12 protein-coding genes are annotated in these 13806 nt (G+C 70.0%); 11 read left to right on the top strand and 1 reads right to left on the bottom strand.

The window, feature by feature from the left end:
- The first annotated feature begins 137 nt into the window (after window positions 1-137).
- The 11 genes from VHU88_10300 (at window position 138) to VHU88_10250 (ending at window position 12506) form a co-directional block, all read left to right on the top strand.
- Complete coding sequence (locus tag VHU88_10300; GenBank protein HEX3612065.1) at window positions 138-1730, top strand: ABC transporter substrate-binding protein; 1593 nt, start codon at window positions 138-140, stop codon at window positions 1728-1730.
- Between the two features lie 76 nt (window positions 1731-1806).
- Window positions 1807-2685, top strand: a complete 879-nt coding sequence (locus tag VHU88_10295; GenBank protein HEX3612064.1) for a branched-chain amino acid ABC transporter permease — start codon at window positions 1807-1809, stop codon at window positions 2683-2685.
- The gene (locus VHU88_10290; protein HEX3612063.1) at window positions 2685-3839 is read left to right on the top strand and encodes a branched-chain amino acid ABC transporter permease; all 1155 of its coding nucleotides are present in this window, start codon (window positions 2685-2687) and stop codon (window positions 3837-3839) included. Before VHU88_10295 ends, VHU88_10290 begins: the two co-directional genes overlap by 1 nt.
- Window positions 3836-4603, top strand: a complete 768-nt coding sequence (locus VHU88_10285; protein HEX3612062.1) for an ABC transporter ATP-binding protein — start codon at window positions 3836-3838, stop codon at window positions 4601-4603. The genes VHU88_10290 and VHU88_10285 overlap by 4 nt, the downstream gene beginning before the upstream one ends.
- Entirely contained in the window at window positions 4600-5352 is a 753-nt protein-coding gene (locus VHU88_10280) for an ABC transporter ATP-binding protein (protein ID HEX3612061.1), read from the top strand. Before VHU88_10285 ends, VHU88_10280 begins: the two co-directional genes overlap by 4 nt.
- 150 nt (window positions 5353-5502) lie before the next feature.
- On the top strand, window positions 5503-6870 hold the full coding sequence (locus VHU88_10275) for a hypothetical protein (protein ID HEX3612060.1): 1368 nt from the start codon (window positions 5503-5505) through the stop codon (window positions 6868-6870).
- A gap of 19 nt (window positions 6871-6889) precedes the next feature.
- Window positions 6890-7258 (top strand): hypothetical protein, encoded by a 369-nt coding sequence (locus VHU88_10270; protein ID HEX3612059.1) that lies wholly within the window; start codon window positions 6890-6892, stop codon window positions 7256-7258.
- 17 nt (window positions 7259-7275) lie between these two features.
- Window positions 7276-8508, top strand: a complete 1233-nt coding sequence (locus tag VHU88_10265; GenBank protein HEX3612058.1) for a helix-turn-helix domain-containing protein — start codon at window positions 7276-7278, stop codon at window positions 8506-8508.
- Between the two features lie 43 nt (window positions 8509-8551).
- Window positions 8552-9502: an alpha/beta hydrolase gene (locus VHU88_10260; protein HEX3612057.1), complete on the top strand. Its 951-nt coding sequence runs from the start codon at window positions 8552-8554 to the stop codon at window positions 9500-9502.
- Window positions 9503-9617: 115 nt separating this feature from the next.
- A complete protein-coding gene (locus VHU88_10255; protein ID HEX3612056.1) occupies window positions 9618-10949 on the top strand; it encodes a cytochrome P450 in 1332 nt (443 codons plus the stop codon).
- Between the two features lie 66 nt (window positions 10950-11015).
- Window positions 11016-12506: an NAD(P)/FAD-dependent oxidoreductase gene (locus VHU88_10250; protein ID HEX3612055.1), complete on the top strand. Its 1491-nt coding sequence runs from the start codon at window positions 11016-11018 to the stop codon at window positions 12504-12506.
- Here VHU88_10250 and VHU88_10245 read toward each other — a convergent pair.
- Window positions 12490-13605 carry a GuaB3 family IMP dehydrogenase-related protein gene (locus VHU88_10245; GenBank protein HEX3612054.1) on the bottom strand — a complete coding sequence of 372 codons (1116 nt, stop codon included), beginning with the start codon at window positions 13603-13605 and terminating at the stop codon, window positions 12490-12492. The two genes, VHU88_10250 and VHU88_10245, sit on opposite strands and share 17 nt — an antisense overlap.
- Between the last annotated feature and the right edge of the window lie 201 nt (window positions 13606-13806).

Raw genomic sequence — 13806 nt, 5'->3', positions numbered from 1 at the left:
CTCCGAGCACAATGACCCAGGTCAGGGTGTGGCAAAGAACCAGTGACCCGCGACACATCCGCTCGTATCGTGATTTGTACGACCTCGGCCCCTGGCCCGAGGCGCTGTCCCCCGTCCCGACCATCCGGGAGCCGCCGGTGTCCCACCGAAGTCGCAACCTGCGGCTGTTGGCCGCCATGACCGCCGTCTCGATGCTTTCGGCGTGTGCGGCCTCCACCGAGGTGCAGCAGGCCGTCGCTCAACACCGCGCCGCCGACGCCGCTCGGCCGGCAGCAGCCCCGGCTGCCGCCGCGCAGCCCGGCACCACCGCGATCGACGTCGTCCCCAGCGGCTCGGCCGCAGCGCCGGCAACCGGCACGGCGGGGGCGCCGGCTGCCGCGGCCCAACCCGGCACGTCGACCACCGCCGCCGCCCCCGGCGCGGCGGCCGCACCGGCTGCCGTCGCGAAGAAGGGCGGCAAGCAAACCGCGGCACCGGCCGCGGCCGCGCCGGCCGCCGCAGCCGCCTGTGCGGCCGCGGCACCGGCCGCCGGCAACGGCGGCGCGACCGACGCCGGCGTGAACGCGACCACGATCAAGATCGGCGGCACGTTCTTCAACGGTGGCTACCTCGACAAGTACGGCAAGGTCTCGGAGAACGCCCCGCGGGCCTACTTCGACTACATCAACGACTCCGGCGGCATCTGCGGGCGCAAGATCCAGTACGTCACCTGCGACACCGCCGGTACCGCGGACGGCACCACCGGTTGTCTGACCAAGCTGGCCAACCAGGACCAGGTATTCATCATGGGCCCGAGCCTGGACTTCAACCTCGACATCGTCGGACCGACCCTGGCGCGCGACAAGCTGCCCTGGGTCGGCTCCTCCGGGCTCTACTCCGAGGAGTTCAAGAGCCCCTGGATGTTCCCGACCCAGCCCTCGGGCCAGATGGTCGGCGCGTTGATCACCCAGTACACCGCCACCCAACTGCACGCGAAGAAGATCGGCGTCTCGTACCTGAATGACGTCGCCGGCCCGACGTGCACGCAGCGGGCGCAGCAGATCGCGAGCCAGAACGGCGCGAGCGTGGTCAAGACCGTCTCGAACACGGAGATCGAGACCAGCCTGGACTCGCAGGTCGCCGCGTTGAAGAACGCCGGCGTCGATGCGGTCGAGTTCTGCAACGACCCGGTCAACACGGTGAAGTTCATCCAGGCCGCACAGCGGGTCGGTTGGAAGCCCACGTTCGTCGGCGGATTCGTTCTTGCCGACGACGTGCCGAAGGCCGCCGGCTCGAACGGCAAGGGCATGTACGGGTTCTCGTTCTTCGACTTCTACGGCTCGGACTCCCCGGGCGTGAAGAAGTACCGGCAGATCACCGAGTACTACTACCCGCAGACCTTCCACCACTTCTACGAGCAAGCCTCCTACGTGGGTGCCGAGGCGATCGTCGCGGCGCTGCGCGCCGTCGGCCCGCACCTGACCCGCGACGCGTTCGTCAAGCAGATGCGCTCCATGACCAACTTCGACAGCGGTCTGGGGCTCAAGCTGAACTTCGCCAACCTGGCCGGCGACGCGGTCAGCGGCGAGATGTTCCAGGCCGACGACAACCTGGCGTGGAAGCAGGTCTCGCAGCGCTTCGGCCTGGTCGGCGCCGGCAAGTCCGGCGACGTGGCCCGGCCGGACACCGCGGCGATCGCCCCGGCCATTGCACGGACGAGCGCGCGCCGTAAGCGCAGGCGTGCTGGATGAGTGAGCGCAGCGAGCGAATCAAAAGGATCTGTGTCGATTCGACCCATTCCGGCGCCGAGCGGAGTGAGGCGCGGGAATGAGTCGGTTCCTCGGCTATGTCATCACCGGACTGGCCAACGGCACGATCTACGCGTTGGTGGCCCTGGGCGTCGTGATCACCTACCGGGTCAGCCGGGTGATCAACCTCGCCCAGGGCGCCACCGGTGTGCTCGCGGCGTTCCTGTTCCACTACACGCTGATGGGCAAGATGGGCATGCCGGTCGCCTTGGCCTCGGTGGTCGCGATCCTGTTCGGCGCGGTGCTCGGCGCCGGGGTGGAACGCTTCGCCGTGCGCCCGGTGCGGCACCGCGGCGCGCTTGCCACGCTGACCGTCACGACCGGCGTGCTGCTGATGTTCTCCGAGTTGACCGTGCAGATCTGGGGCCCGGACAACCCTTCGATCGCCTCGGTGTTCTCCGACCACGTGGTGCGGATCGGCAACACCGGTGTGACGGTGCATCAGTTGGCCACGGCGGGCGCTGTGATCCTGCTCGCCGGCGGGCTGTACCTGCTGCTGGCCCGGACCTGGTTCGGCGCCGGCGTCACCGCGATCGCCCAGGACCCGGGGGCCGCGCGCATCGTCGGCCTGCCGGTCAACGGGATCATCACCGCGACGTGGGCCATCGGCGGCGCCAGTGCGGCGCTGTCCGGGCTGCTGTACATCCACCTGAACAGCCTCGACCAGATCAGCCTGACGTTCGTGCTGATCTCCAGCCTGGTGGCCGCGGCCCTCGGTGGCTTCAACAGCCTGCCGCTGGCCGGGGCCGGCGGACTGGCCGTCGGGCTGATCTTCAGCCTCAGCCAGGGCTACACGACCGTGGCCGGTATCGGTGAACTGCTGGTGTTCCTGGCCCTGCTGCTCGTGCTGATCCTGCGCTCGGGCAAGCCGCAACTGGACGTGGTGGCGGAGTTCTGATGGCCGGTACCGAGACCCTCCCCACTGCTGCGCCACGCCGCGCGGCGGGCCGAGGCCGCGGCCCGAGGCTGTCGATCGAGACCGTCGGGGTCGCACTGCTCGCCGCGGCCGCCGTGTTGTGGCCGCTGTTCGCCCCGAAGGTCGCCCACTTCTACGGCACCCTCTCGGTGATCTACGCGCTCGTCGGGCTGTCGCTGGTGATCCTGATCGGCTGGACCGGCCAGATCTCGCTGGGCCACGCGGCGTTCCTCGGATTCGGTTGCTACGTCGGGCAGAAGCTGCTCAGCAACGGCGTGCCGTTGGAGTTGGCCGTGCCGATCATCGGCCTGGTCGGCGCGGGCATCAGCCTCGTGCTGGGCGTGCCCTCGTTGCGACTGCGCGGGGTGTACCTGACGATCACCACGCTGGCCTTCGGGGTCGCCTGCCAGCGCTACTTCTTCACCCGTCCGCAGTTGCGTGGCTTCCACGCGACCGACGTCCCCCGCAAGAGCCTGCTCGGCATCCCGACCGACACCGACCGCGGCCTGTACTACGCGGTGCTGATCGTGCTGGCGCTCGCGCTGCTGCTGGCCTGGAACATCCGGCGCACCGACACCGGCCGGGTGCTGTTCGCGATCCGCGACTCCGAGCAGGCCGCGGCCGCGATGGCGATCCGCATCGCGCCCTACAAGATCGGGGTGTTCGCCGCCTCCGCCGCGCTGGCCTGCATCGCCGGATTGTTCTACGGGATGCTGTTCCGCTCCACGCCGGGCCCGGACCAGTTCGGCGTGTTCCAGTCGCTGTTCTACCTGGCGATGCCGGTGCTCGGCGGCGCCGAGGCGATCCTCGGCGCACTGATCGGCGGCTCGTTCCTGGCGACCGGGCAGCCGTTGGTGAACCTCTTCGACGTCCGGCTGTACCTGGTCAGCAGCGTGGCCCTGCTGCTCATGCTGCTGTCCGGTTACGACGGGGTGGTCGGCATGCTCCAGGCCGCGCGGCGCACGTTGACCGACGCGCTCCGCGGCGAACCGATCCGCTACGGCTCGTTCGTCCCCGACAACCCGACCGACCATGCGCGGCGCCCACCGGTGATCCACGCGGCAGCACCGGCCGACCTGGCGGACGACCTGCCTGCGGGCAGCCGCGTGCGGGCCAGATTGGTGGTCAACCGATGAGCGGCCACCTGATCGGCACCGGGATGACCAAGCGCTACGCGGGCCTGGTCGCCAACGACAACATCGACGTCGAGGTCCGGCCGGGCGAGATCGTCGGCCTGATCGGCCCCAACGGGGCCGGGAAGACCACGCTGTTCAACTGTCTGACGGGGGCTCAGAAGCTGACCGCCGGGCGGATCAAGCTCAACGGCAAGGACATCACCGCGATGCCGGCCGCCGATCGCGCCCGGCTCGGCCTGTCCCGCACCTTTCAGCAGTCTCAGCTGTTCCGGCACCTGTCGGTCGAGGAGAACCTGCTGCTCGGCCGGCACCGCAACTACGGGGCCGGCTCCCTGCTCGGTGCGATCGGGCTGGCCGGGCGGGCCGAGAGGGCCGCCCGTGGCGTGGTCGCCACGATCGCCGAGCAGTGCGGACTGATCGACGTGCTGGCTGCCCCGGTCGGCGACCTGCCCTACGGCACCCAGCGAATGGTCGAGGTGGCCCGGGCGATCGTGATGAACCCCGAGGTACTGCTGGTCGACGAACCGGCCGCGGGCATGGACAGCACCGAGTCGGAGTACTTCGGCGCGCTGCTGCGGCGGATCAGCCGCGAGCGGGAGATGTCGGTGCTGATCATCGAGCACGACGTCGCGATGGTGCTGGGGATCTGCGACCGGGTCTACGTGCTGAACTTCGGCAAACTGCTGGCCACCGGCAGCCCCGCCGACATCCGCGCCAACGCCGAGGTTCGTGCCGCCTACCTGGGAAGCACGGTGACCGGATGACGCTCACCCAGCCGACCGGTGCCGCACTGCGGACCGACCGCAAGCCCTTGTTGACCGCGCGATCCCTCGACGTCGCCTACGGATCGGTGCTGGCCGTCCGCGGCCTGACGCTGCACGTCGACCCGGGCGAGATCGTCGCGCTGCTCGGCCCCAACGGCGCCGGGAAGACCTCGACCCTGCGCGGGGTGACCGGGCTGGTCCGGCCCCGCTCGGGCACGGTGAGCGTGAACGGCCAACGCATCGACGGCCGCGGCGCGGCCGGTGCGGTGAGGGCCGGGCTGGCCCACGTCCCCGAGGGGCGGCGGGTGTTCCCGGAGATGAGCGTGCTGGACAACCTTCGGCTGGGCTGCTGGTCGGCTCGGCGCAAGGCCGGGGTGGTCGACAAGCGCATCCGCACCGCCTACGAGTTGTTCCCACGGCTGTCCGAGCGGCGCGGGCAGGCTGCCGGGTCGCTGTCCGGCGGTGAGCAGCAGATGCTGGCGATCGCGCGGGCCTTGATGAGCGACCCGCAACTGTTGCTCATCGACGAACTCAGCCTGGGCCTGTCCCCGTTGGTGGTTGACGAGATCTTGGCCAGACTGGTGGAGCTCAACCGGGCCGGACTCTCCATCCTTCTCATCGAACAGTTCGTGCATCGGGCACTGGACGTCGCCGACCGCGTCTACGTGCTCAAGAAGGGCCGGGTGGCCTTCAGCGGCACCCCGGCGGCCGCGGTGCGGATCGGTGCCGTCGAGGAGGCGTACCTGTGAGCGAGCTTGCGAGTGAACCAATGTCACAGTGCGCGCCGTCACCGAGCCCGCACGGGCAGACGGAGGCATGCCGGTGAGCGAGCTTGCGAGTGAACCAATGTCACAGTGCCCGCCGTCACCGAGCCCGCACGGACAGACGGAGGCATGCCGGTGAGATCGAAATGGTTACGTAAGGGCGGCACGGCAGGCGCCGTGGTCGTGCTGGGCGGTTTCGTGCTGTGCCTGGGCCCGGCGGCGCAGGCAGCTCCCCCGGAGTCGCTGGCCGTGTTCTCCACGGCCAGCTCGGCCACGCCGTACGGGATCGTGAGCCGCGTGCCGGTGGAGACCGACGGCGGGTTCCTGTTCTCCAAGACGTCGCTGCAACTGGGCAAATCGCTCAGCCAGGCGGCCGGGCTGACCTTGGGTGACCTCGGCGACCTGTTCATCGTGTCCTCGGCGCCGAAGGGCACGATCACCTCGATGCCATCGGTGGTCAATGCCCAGGACCCGCCCTCGGCCGTAGCGCCGCGGGAAGCACATCTGACGGGTGGTCAGTACGGCGGCGGCGACACCGGTGAGGTCCGCAACGCCGACCTGTCGGCCCGCGCCAGCGACTCCCCGCAGGCTTCGGCCGCCGCGAACGGCAACTCGATGTCCGGCCCCGCGTTCAGCTCCGGGATCTCGACCTCGCGCAGCGAGAGCGTCGTCGCGGCCGACGGGACCGTGACCACCAGGGCGATCGCGACCGTGCAGAACGTGGTGATCGGCCCGGCCACCTCGGCGCTGACGATAGGCCAGGTGACCAGCATCGCCACCGTGACGATCCCGCCCGGCGGGAAGCCCGTGCCCACGTTGCAGATCAACATGTCCGGGGCCGAACTCGGCGGCGTCCCGGTGACCATCGACGCCCACGGGATCAGCGTCAACAAGTCAGTCGCGCTGCCGGCCGACGCCATGTCGCAGTTCAGCGCCGCGTTCAACAAGATGACGTCGCAGGGGCTGACGTTCACACCGTTCCCGGCCTCGATCACCACCGACGACGGTGGCGCGAAGGTCAGCGGCGCTGCGATGTCCTTCCGCTACCACGCCCCCGACGCGTTGCCGCGGCCCAGCGACATCGGCTCCGACGAGGAGTTCCGCCTCGGCGACGTGACCGCCGCGGCCACTGCCCGCAGCCGCACCGCCCTGCCGCCACCGGTCTCCGACGCAACGAACGGGGCCGCGCCCGCGGCCGGCGCGCTGCCGGCAGCGACCGCTCCGATCGCCGCCCCGGCCACCTCGGTCGACACCGCGCCGGCCGTGCTGCCCGCCCCGACCGTCTCGGGTTCCGGCTCCACTCTCTCAGTCGGCGCCGCACCGCCCACCGTCGGCCTGAACACCACCGGGACCACCGCAGCCGAGCCCGAACTGTTCGCGCTGCCCGCCCGCGTCTCCTCGCCACTGCCCGGCGAGGCTCGCGACGGTTATCGCTACGTACTGCTCGCCGCGGTCGGCTTGGCCGCCGCGGTGATCCTCCTCGTCCGTAAGCGCAACCTGTAGGAACTCGGTAGGAGAGACCATGAACAAGCGGCTCGGTGACCTCGGGCTCAAGGCGCTGGCGGCCGCATTGGTCGCGGGCGGCCTGATCTGCGTCCTACTCGGTTACCTCGGGGTGCGGCGGAACGACGACATCGTGCTCCAGCTGCCCTACCTCGCCTCCGGCGGCGTCGGGGGTCTGGCGCTGATCGCGCTCGGGGCGGTGGCGCTGGTCGTCGAGCAGATGCGCGAGCAGTCCCGTCGGGCCGCCGCGGTGACGGAGGCGTTGGAGGAGTGGAAGGAATCCGCGTTGGCCGAGCTACGGGTGTTCCTGGAGTCGGCGACGTTGGAGCTCGAGGTGCCGAACACAAATCACCGCACCCCGGCGGACCAGACGGGCGTTCGGAACTGACCGCAGCCACTACAACCTTGGTAGCCAACGCAGCCCGACGCCTGGCCGCGAGCCGCGCCGACTTCGTCGACGGCCTGGTCGAGATGCTCGCGGGCGAGATTGCCCCGTTGCAGCACGACGACCATCTGTTGGGAATGCTGACCGCCTCGGCGCGGGAGAGCGTGGCCAGCGGCCTCTACGTGCTCGAGCACGACATCGACCCGCGAATGATCGAGGCCCCGAGCGCCTCCGTCCAGTACGCCCGTCGCCTGGCCCAGCGTGGGATCCCGTTGTCCGCGCTGCTGCGCGCCTACCGGCTGGGCCACTCGGCGTTCGTCGAACTGTTCCTGGCCGAGATCGCCGCCGAACCGGAAGTGCACACCACGGACGCGGCCGCCGCCTCGGTCGCGGCGCTGCGGATCTCCGCGGCCTGGGTGGACACAGTCTCCGAGCAGTTGGTGGTCGCGTACGAGACGGCCCGGGAGGCCTGGGCTCAGCACCACTCGCTGATCCGGGTGAGCCGGATCAAGGAACTGCTCGCGAACGACGAGGTGGACGTTCCCGCGGCCCAGATCGCGCTGGGCTACCGGTTCGACCAGACACATCTGGCCATGCTGCTCTGGTTCGAGCGCGACCACACCGCCGCCGGCGAGGCCTTGATGGTGCTGGAACAAGTGGCCTCCCGGATCGCCGCCGCGCTGGGCGGGGTCTACCTGCTGGTGCCGGCCGATGCGGGCAGCGCCGAGGTGTGGATCGGCATGCGGTCCGACACAGAGCACGAGGCCACGCTCGCGAAGGTCCTGGCGGTTCAGGCCGAACCGCGCCCACGGGCCGCGATCGGGCGACCGGCGTGGGGCGTGGCCGGTTTCCGGTCCACGCATCGGCAGGCGCGGGCGGCGCGTCAGGTGGCGCTCGCGGCCGGCCGGCGGTCCGGGCCGGTCACCTCGTTCGCCGACGTCGGCACGATCGCATTGCTGTGCACCGATCTGGTCGCGACCCGGGTCTGGGTGCAGGACACCCTCGGCGGACTGGCCGGCGACGACGAGGCCACTGAACGTCTGCGGGAGACCGTGCGGGTGTTCCTGAACCTGGGGTCCAGCCACACGGCCACCGCCGAACGCCTGAACCTGCACAAGAACTCGGTGCAGTACCGCATCGCCAAGGCCGAGTCGCTGCGCGGCCGACCGGTGCGGGCCGATCGCGCCGACGTCGAGCTGGCGCTTCGGGCCTGTCGGCTGCTCGGGCCGGTCGTGCTGGCCCAGCTCGACTGAGCACTCCGGCGGAAGTCCAAACACCTCTCGGGAAGGAACTGGCATGAGCTCGAAGACCGGTTGGCGGAGCACGGACGGGCAGCGACTGGGCCCTCTGCTCGGAGCGCTGTGCGGCCCGTTCACCCCGACGTTGCACTTCGCCTCGCGGCACCCGAATCCCGTGGTGCGCAAGGCCCTGACCGGGCTGATCAAGGTCGCCGGGCTCAACCGGGGCAGCGAGGTGACGTCCAGTCAGATCGACGCGGGCGGGCTCAAGGCCACCCTGCACACCCCGGCCGGTGTGGGCCCGTCGGCCCCGCTGGTCGTGTACTTCCACGGCGGCGGCTTCGTCGTCGGCTCCCCCGAATCCCACGCCGGGCTGTGCCGGTTCATCGCCCGCCGGGTGCGCTGCAAGGTGCTGGCCGTGGAGTACCGAAAGGCGCCGCAACACCGGTTCCCGGCCGCGGTCGACGACTGCACCGCGGCTTTCCGGTGGTCCGCGGCCAACGCCGCGACTCTCGGCATCGACCCGACCCGCATCGTCGTCGGCGGCGACAGCGCGGGCGGCAACGCCTCGGTGGTGGTCTGTCTGGACACCGCGACCGACACCGTGCGTCCGCGCGGCGCCTGGCTGCTGTACCCGGTGGTCGACACCGACTTCGAGGCCTGGCCCTCGCACCGGCTCTTCGCGCAGGGTCCGCTGCTCTCGGCGGCCTGCCTGCACGACATGTTCGCCGGCTACCTGGACGCCGGGCAGGCCAAGGACCCGCGGGTCGCGGTGCTGCACGCCGACGGCATCGGCAACCTGCCGCCGGTCTACCTGGCCACCGCCGGCATGGACCCGCTGCGCGACCAGGGCGAGGCCTTCGCCGAACGTGCGCGCGCCGCGGGAGCCACCGTCGAACTGCGCCGCTTCGAGTCGTTGCCGCACGCCTTCGCGAACCTGCTCATTGATCCCAAGGCCCGTGCGGCCACCGGCGAGGCCTGCTCGGCCTTGGCCCGCCTGCTGGCCTGAAGCACTCGTTGTGCTCCCGCGACGGTAGAGGCGCCGACATTGGGGCCGGCGCACTGTGGCGGCCGGGTCCGGGCTGCGGCAGGGTGAACGACACACCCGGTGGACGGAGGGTCCGATGACCATCAACACCTTCGACGACGAGGAGATCGGCGTCGCCGCAGCGGCCAGTGGCAACCCCGACCGGTCTTACGACGAGATCAACCTGTCCACGCGGGCGTTCTGGACGGCGACCGCGGACGAGCGCGAACGCAGCTTCGCGGCACTGCGCAAGGACCGTCCGATCACCTGGCAGCCACCGTTCGAGGACGCGCTGATCGACGAGCCGAACGACCACGGCTACTGGGCGATCACCACCCATCGGCACCTGATCGAGGTGACCCGGCGCCCGGAGGACTTCCTGTCCAGCCCGAGCATCCTGATGGAGAACCTGCCGCCGGCGGTGATCGAGTCGGCCCAGTCGATCATCGCCATGGACCCGCCCCGGCACTCCGGCCTGCGGCGGCTGGTGGCTGCGGCCTTCACACCCCGTCAGATGCGCCGGATCGAGGACCAGATCCAGGCCAACGCCGCGATGGTCGTGGACAACCTGATCGCGAAGGCGAAGGAGTCCCCGGACGGTTGGGTCGACTTCGTCTCGGAGTGCGGCGCAGTGCTGCCGATGCACAACATCAACGACATGATGGCCGTGCCGGACGGCGACCGGCAGGAGGCCGCCGAGGCCGTCATGCGGGCCACGTCGTGGAACGACCCGGAGATCGCCGGGGCCACCAAGGACGACGTGCTGGCCACGCTGTTCGACAACATCTTCTACATGCACGAGTTGGCCGGGCGGCTGATCGAGGAGCGTCGCGACAACCCCGGGCCGGACCTGTTCAGCGGGCTGATCGCGGCCGAGGTCGACGGCGAACGGCTGACCGACCACGAGATCGGGTCGTTCTTCGTGCTGCTCACGATCGCGGGCATCGACACGACCCGGCAGTCGTTGGCCCACGGCCTGCGCGCGCTGACCACACACCCGGACCAGCGCGCCTGGCTGATGGAGGACCTGGCGGGCCGGATGCCCACCGCCACCGAGGAATTCGTGCGTTGGGCGACCCCGATCATGACGTTCCGCCGGACCGCTGCCCGCGACTGCGAACTGGACGGCGCACAGATCACCGAGGGCGACAAGGTCGTGATGTTCTACTCCTCGGCCAACCGCGACGAGACCGCCATCGACCGCCCGCACGACCTGGACCTGTCCCGACACCCCAACCCGCACGTCGGATTCGGGGGCGGCGGTATTCACCACTGCCTGGGCAACCAACTCGCCCGCTTCCAGATCCGCGCGCTGTTCGTGGAACTGCTGACCCGCTGCCCGGACATCGTCGCCGGCGATCCGGTGTTCACCCCGGGCAACTTCTTCCACGTCGTCAAGCGCATGCCCTGCCTGCCGCTGCCCCGCTAGGAGAGCACGCAATGACCGGATTCGGGCGAACCGAGGCACGTCGAGAAGGATGAGGAGCGCACAGCCGTGACCAGAAGCCCGAAAAATGAGCACAGGGATGTCGTCATCGTCGGTGCCGGACTGTCCGGCATCGGGTCCGCGGTGCGGCTGAAGCAGGAATGCCCGGACCGCACGTTCACGGTTCTCGAGTCGCGCTCGGCGATCGGCGGGACCTGGGACCTCTTCCGCTACCCCGGCATCCGCTCGGACTCCGACGCGTTCACGATGAGCTACCCGTTCCGGCCATGGGCCTCGAAGCAGGCCATCGCGCCGGGCGGCGACATCCGCGAGTACGTCCAAGCGGCGGCCACCGAGAACGGCATCGACGAGCACATCCGGTTCGGCACCGTGGTCCGCAGCGCGTCGTGGTCGTCGACGAATGCGCGGTGGACCGTGCAGGCCGATGTCCACGGCGTCCCGCAGACCTTCACCTGCAGGTTCCTGCACCTGTGCACCGGGTACTACTCCTACGAGCGCCCGCACGAGCCGAACCTGCCGCAGATCGCCGATTACACCGGCCAGGTGATCCACCCTCAGTTCTGGCCCGAGGGCCTGGACGTCACCGGCAAGCGGGTCGTGGTGATCGGCAGCGGCGCGACCGCGGTGACGCTGGTCCCGGCGCTGGCGAAATCGGCGGCGCACGTGGCGATGCTGCAGCGCTCACCGTCGTACGTGCTGGCGATGCCCGAGAACGACCATGTCGCCGGACTGCTGCGCAAGGTGTTGCCGGCGCAGACGGCGCACACCGTGGTGCGCGCCAAGAACATGGTTCTCCTGCAAGGGATCTACGAGCTCTGTCGGAAGCGGCCGGAGTTGGCCAAGCGGTTGTGCCGCAAGGTCGTGCTGTCCTACCTGAAGGACGAGGCCTACGTCGACAAGCACTTCGCCCCGCGCTACTCGCCGTGGGACCAGCGGTTGTGCCTGGTCCCGGACGGCGACCTGTTCAAGGTGATCCGCGACGGCTCGGCATCGGTGGTCACCGACACGATCGCCCGATTCGTCCGGCAGGGCATCGAACTGACTTCGGGTCAGATTCTGGAGGCCGACGTCGTCGTCACCGCGACCGGGCTGCGCCTGCTGCCGTTGGGCGGCACCAAGTTCGAGACCGACGGCGTCCCGGTCGACCTGTCCGACACCGTCGCCTACCGGGCGATGATGCTGTCCGGCGTGCCGAACCTGTCGTTCTGCTTCGGCTACTCGAACAACTCCTGGACGTTGCGCGCGGACCTCTCCTCGCGTTACCTGTGCCGGCTGCTCAACCACATGCGGCGCAACGACCTCGACGTCGCCACCCCGACGGCGCCGGCCGGGATGAAGCGCGTGCCGTTCCTGGACCTCACGTCCGGCTATGTCTCGCGCGGCATCGCGGACTTCCCGAAGGCCGGCACCAACGGCCCGTGGGCGGTCAGCCAGAACCACCTCAAGGTCGCCGCAGGGTTCCGCCGCGCCGATCTGACCGACGCCATGACCTTCGCCGGCCGCGACCGGACGCCCAGCCCGGTCAGTGGTGGTCGGTGACGACGACCTCGACCCGCTGGAACTCCTTGAGCTCCGAATAGCCGGTGGTCGCCATCGCGCGGCGCAGCGCGCCGACGAGGTTCATCGAACCGTCCGGCTGTCGTGAGGGCCCGAGCAGGATCTCCTCGAAGGTGCCGATCGTGCCGACGTGCATGCGGGTGCCGCGGGGCAGCACCGAGTGGTGGGCCTCGGTGCCCCAGTGCCAGCCGCCACCCGGCGCCTGGGCGCCACGCGCGAGCGGCGAGCCGATCATCACCGCGTCGGCGCCGCAGGCAATGGCCTTGGTGAGCTCGCCGCTGGTGGTCATACCGCCGTCGGCGATCACGTGGACGTAGCGGCCGCCGGACTCGTCAAGGTAGTCGCGGCGGGCCGCAGCGACGTCGGCGATCGCTGAGGCCATCGGGACGCGGATGCCGAGCACCTCGGCGGTGGTGTGCGCCGAGCCGCCGCCGAACCCGACCAGTACGCCCGCGGCGCCGGTCCGCATCAGGTGCAGCGCGGCCTGGTAGGTGGCGCAGCCGCCGACGATCACCGGCACGTCGAGTTCGTGGATGAACTGCTTGAGGTTCAGCGGCTCGGAGCGGCCGGAGACGTGCTCGGCGGACACCGTGGTCCCGCGGATCACGAACAGGTCGACGCCGGCTTCGACGACCGCGCGCGAGTACTGCGCGGTGCGCTGCGGCGACAGGGCGGCAGCGGTGATGATCCCGGCCTCCCGCATCGTCTTGATCCGGGCGCCGATCAGCTCTTCCTTGATCGGCTCGGCGTAGATCGCCTGCAGCCGCGCGGTGGCCTCCTCCTCGGGGAGGTAGCAGATCTCGTCGAGCAGCCCGGTCGGGTCGTCGTAGCGCGTCCAGAGACCTTCGAGGTCGAGCACCCCGAGCCCGCCGAGGCGACCGATCTCGATCGCCGTCTCGGGCGAGACAACGCTGTCCATCGGCGCAATGACGATCGGCAGCTCGAAGTGGTAGGCGTCGATCTGCCAGCTGGTGGAGATCTCCTCGGGGTCCCGGGTCCGGCGACTGGGGACGATCGCCACCTGGTCGAAGCCGTACGCCGCCCGGCCGCGCTTGCCGCGCCCGATCTCGATCTCGTTCATGCCCCGAAGCCTAGTGGCCCCGAATGTTCATCTTCTGGCGTGTCGGGCGCCCTTCCCGCGTCGGGAAGGGCGCCCGACACGCCAGAAGATGAACATTCGGGGCCACTAGGCTTCGGGGCATGAACGAGATCGAGATCGGCGCGGCAAGCGCGGCCGGGCGGCGTACGGCTTCGACCAGGTGGCGATCGTCCCCAGTCGCCG

This window comes from Sporichthyaceae bacterium (assembly GCA_036269075.1).
In the GTDB taxonomy this organism is placed as follows: Bacteria; Actinomycetota; Actinomycetes; order Sporichthyales; family Sporichthyaceae; genus DASQPJ01.
This window is presented reverse-complemented; position numbering and strand designations above follow the sequence as displayed.

Excerpts from the sequence above, each read along its gene's own strand:
- VHU88_10295 (HEX3612064.1), top strand. The coding sequence starts at position 1,807 with ATGAGTCGGTTCCTCGGCTATGTCATCACCGGACTGGCCAACGGCACG.
- VHU88_10290 (HEX3612063.1), top strand. The coding sequence starts at position 2,685 with ATGGCCGGTACCGAGACCCTCCCCACTGCTGCGCCACGCCGCGCGGCG.
- VHU88_10285 (HEX3612062.1), top strand. The coding sequence starts at position 3,836 with ATGAGCGGCCACCTGATCGGCACCGGGATGACCAAGCGCTACGCGGGC.
- VHU88_10280 (HEX3612061.1), top strand. The coding sequence starts at position 4,600 with ATGACGCTCACCCAGCCGACCGGTGCCGCACTGCGGACCGACCGCAAG.
- VHU88_10270 (HEX3612059.1), top strand. The coding sequence starts at position 6,890 with ATGAACAAGCGGCTCGGTGACCTCGGGCTCAAGGCGCTGGCGGCCGCA.
- VHU88_10260 (HEX3612057.1), top strand. The coding sequence starts at position 8,552 with ATGAGCTCGAAGACCGGTTGGCGGAGCACGGACGGGCAGCGACTGGGC.
- VHU88_10255 (HEX3612056.1), top strand. The coding sequence starts at position 9,618 with ATGACCATCAACACCTTCGACGACGAGGAGATCGGCGTCGCCGCAGCG.
- VHU88_10245 (HEX3612054.1), bottom strand. The coding sequence starts at position 13,605 with ATGAACGAGATCGAGATCGGGCGCGGCAAGCGCGGCCGGGCGGCGTAC.